This is a genomic window from Pseudomonas sp. PSB11, assembly GCF_014596605.1.
In the GTDB taxonomy this organism is placed as follows: domain Bacteria; phylum Pseudomonadota; class Gammaproteobacteria; order Pseudomonadales; family Pseudomonadaceae; genus Aquipseudomonas; species Aquipseudomonas umsongensis.
This window is the reverse complement of the sequence record NZ_NOIO01000071.1, coordinates 1-1,217: the sequence shown is the minus strand read 5'-3', so window position 1 is coordinate 1,217 and position 1,217 is coordinate 1. Positions and strand designations below refer to the sequence as shown.

Here is a 1,217-nt window from a genome sequence, read left to right as displayed (position 1 = left end):
GTGACCTGGGCCGAATTCGGCGCCCTGCACCCGTTCGCCCCGGCCGAACAAAGCGCCGGCTACCAGCAGCTGACCGATGAACTGGAAGCGATGCTCTGCGCCGCCACCGGCTACGATTCGATCTCGCTGCAGCCGAACGCCGGTTCCCAGGGTGAATACGCCGGCCTGCTGGCGATTCGCGCCTACCACCAGAGCCGTGGCGAAGACCGTCGCGACATCTGCCTTATCCCGTCCTCGGCCCACGGCACCAACCCGGCCACCGCACAGATGGCCGGCATGCGCGTGGTGGTCACCGCCTGCGACGCCCGCGGCAACGTCGACATCGAAGACCTGCGCGCCAAGGCCATCGAGCATCGCGAACACCTCGCCGCGCTGATGATCACCTACCCGTCGACCCACGGCGTGTTCGAGGAAGGCATCCGCGAAATCTGCGGCATCATCCACGAGTACGGCGGCCAGGTGTACATCGACGGCGCCAACATGAACGCCATGGTCGGCCTCTGCGCCCCGGGCAAGTTCGGCGGCGACGTCTCGCACCTGAACCTGCACAAGACCTTCTGCATCCCCCACGGCGGTGGCGGCCCGGGCGTCGGCCCGATTGGTGTGAAATCGCACCTAGCGCCGTTCCTGCCGGGCCACGCGCACATGGCGCGCAAGGAAGGCGCGGTGTGCGCCGCGCCGTTCGGCAGCGCGAGCATTTTGCCGATCACCTGGATGTACATCCGCATGATGGGCGGCGCCGGCCTCAAGCGCGCCTCGCAGCTGGCGATCCTCAACGCCAACTACATTTCCCGTCGCCTGGAAGAGCACTACCCGGTGCTGTACACCGGCAGCAACGGCCTGGTGGCGCACGAATGCATCCTCGACCTGCGCCCGCTGAAAGACAGCAGCGGCATCAGCGTCGATGACGTGGCCAAGCGCCTGATCGACTTCGGCTTCCACGCCCCGACCATGTCCTTCCCGGTGGCCGGCACCCTGATGATCGAGCCGACCGAAAGCGAATCCAAGGAAGAACTGGACCGCTTCTGCGACGCCATGATCCGCATCCGCGAAGAAATCCGCGCGGTGGAAAACGGCAGCCTGGACAAGGACGACAACCCACTGAAAAACGCCCCGCACACCGCGGCGGAGTTGGTCGGCGAGTGGTCGCATCCGTACAGCCGTGAGCAGGCGGTTTATCCGCTGGAGACCCTGATCGACGCCAAGTATTGGCCGCC

General features: G+C 66.1%; 1 pseudogene. It reads left to right on the top strand.

Annotated features, from left to right (window positions below):
- Nucleotides 1-1,217, top strand: a pseudogene (locus CGA21_RS29700) (beta-eliminating lyase-related protein); the annotation flags it as partial.